The sequence below is a fragment of the Fervidicella metallireducens AeB genome, from assembly GCF_000601455.1.
Taxonomy (GTDB): Bacteria; Bacillota; Clostridia; order Clostridiales; family Caloramatoraceae; genus Fervidicella; species Fervidicella metallireducens.
In genome coordinates, this window is the sequence record NZ_AZQP01000098.1 from 1 (window position 1) to 2544 (window position 2544).

Genomic DNA, 2544 nt, shown 5'->3' on the forward strand with positions numbered 1-2544 from the left:
CAAAATGCACATCAACGGATGTGCATTTTTATTTTTTGGCGATTTAATAAATACATAGTAAAACAAGTTTTGATTAGATAAAATTAAATTAAATTTAATGATATAATTATAAAGGATATATCTTAATCATAAGCTATTAAATGAATTAAACTTAACTACAAATAAAAATTATATTATTGTCTGGAGGGAAAGTTGTGAAAATAGGTTTTTTTGATTCTGGAATAGGTGGTATTACAGTTTTACATGAGGCTTTGAGGGTTTTACCTCTTGAAAAGTATATATATTACGCGGATACAAAGAATGTACCTTACGGAACAAAAACTAAAGATCAAATTAAAGAATATGTCTTTAAAGCAATAGAATTTATAGTACAACAAGAAGTCGACGCAGTGGTTATTGCATGCAATACAGCTACTAGTGCAGCCGTTGAGGATGTGAGAAAAGCTTTTAATATTCCTATTATAGGTATGGAACCTGCAGTTAAGCCTGCTGTGGAAAGGAATATAAATAGAGATAAAAGGGTTTTAGTAACAGCCACGGAATTTACCTTAAAGGAGGAAAAACTGAAAAACCTTATAGAAAAAGTAGACAACGATAATATAATAGATTTACTCCCCCTTCCAGGACTTGTTGAATTTGCAGAAAGGTTTGAGTTTAGGGAGGAGGTTGTTTTACCATATTTAGTAGAACAATTATCAAAGTTTAACTTAGATAATTATGGAACTATTGTATTAGGATGCACACACTTTCCGTTATTTAAAGATGTGTTCAGGAAAATTATTCCTACAAGAATGGATATGATTGATGGTAGCAGTGGAACAGTTAAAAATCTAAAGAAAATATTAGAAAATAAAGGATGTGCTAGTGAAGGGTCTAGGGAAATTATATTTTATCAATCTGGAATAAAGATAGTGGATGAAACAACATTATTAAAATACAATAAATTACTGAAGCGTTTGGACGAAATAAGTGAGATATAGAGTAAAAATAATATTTCTAATAAGGGTGTAATGTTAAAATCATGTACACCCTTATCTTTTTAGGAAATATTAATACAAAATTTGGCTTAGAAGCAGCCATTCATTCAGAGAGTGCGTAATAGCTCACTGGTCGAGAGGTCCTGCGCCGAAGATGTCCGGGGCTCAAACATACCACCGAAGCTATGGATTGCAGAGGTCAGATGTGAGATGTCAGAGGTCAGAAACTGATAATCGGAGGTTAGTGAAAAAATGATAAATGGATTTAAGGATCTTAGAATATACCAAAAGGGATATGACTTAAATCTAAAGATACATTCTGAATTGATTGATTAGGAGTAGAGGATAAAAAACCTTTATTCCTATTTTCGTGCATATAGAAAACCAATACTCAAATAACAATAAATTACATTTAATGTTTAAAATCATTATCAATTGATAATAGATAATTTCATTTATTTAAGTTGATTTATTGATGTTATATGCATAAAATAAATAGTAAATTAAATTATCAATTGAAAAGGAAGGGATATTTTGAACAGAAATGAAGTGGGAACACGTGTATCATTAATAACCATAGTAATAAACACGTTTTTATGCATATTTAAAATTATGGCAGGTATTTTAGGAAAAAGTGGTGCAATGCTTGCTGATGGGGTTCATACACTGTCAGATATTTTAGCAACTTTTGTAGTTATTTTAGGGTTAAAAATATCATCAAGGAATGAGGATGAACATCATCCTTATGGGCATGAGAAGTTTGAACCAGTATTTGCAAAGATAATAAGTATAATATTAATTATAACAGGGATATTTATCGGTTATGAAGGAATGAAAAAATTAATTTCTGGGGAAATCGTAACACCGGGTAGAATAGCATTGCTTGCTGCGGTTTTATCTATAGTAATCAAAGAAGCTATGTATTGGTATACTATTATCGTTGCAAAAAAGATAAAAAGTTTGTCTATGGAAGCTGATGCGTGGCATCACAGATCTGATGCTTTTTCTTCTATTGGTACATTCATAGGTATATTTGCTGCAAGAAGAGGATATACGTTTTTTGACCCTCTTGCAGGACTTATTGTAAGCTTTTTTATTATAAAAGTTGGAATTGACTTTTATATTCGAGCAACAAAAGAACTTGTAGATGAGGCTGCGGATCCAGATACTTGTAAAAAAATAAAAGAAATAGCTTTAAGTATTGATGGTGTGAAAGGTATACAAACTTTAAAAACAAGGACATTCGGTCACAGAATTTATGTTGATATTGAAATATTAGTAGATGAGAGATTAACAGTTAAAGATGGTCATAATATAGCAGAAGAAGTGCACGATACGTTAGAAAAGAAAATAGATAATATAAAGCATTGTATGATTCATGTAGAGCCTGCATTGATTGAGTTGTATCAACAGGACCAGGAGTGTTGATATATAAAAAATAGCCAAACATAAAGAAAAGTGTAGAGATATTTATTGTAAATCGATATTTCTACACTTTTTTTATCTAAAATGTATTTTGGATATGATAACATATAAAAGTCGTCGCAATGAGACAAAAATAAAAAAT

2 protein-coding genes are annotated in these 2544 nt (G+C 30.5%); both read left to right on the forward strand.

Going from position 1 to position 2544, the window contains the following annotated elements; genetic code table 11:
• The first annotated feature begins 194 nt into the window (after positions 1 to 194).
• A complete protein-coding gene (gene murI, locus Q428_RS13665; protein ID WP_035381877.1) occupies positions 195 to 980 on the forward strand; it encodes a glutamate racemase in 786 nt (261 codons plus the stop codon).
• 531 nt (positions 981 to 1511) lie between these two features.
• Positions 1512 to 2405 carry a cation diffusion facilitator family transporter gene (locus Q428_RS13670; protein ID WP_035381879.1) on the forward strand — a complete coding sequence of 298 codons (894 nt, stop codon included), beginning with the start codon at positions 1512 to 1514 and terminating at the stop codon, positions 2403 to 2405.
• Positions 2406 to 2544 lie beyond the last annotated feature (139 nt).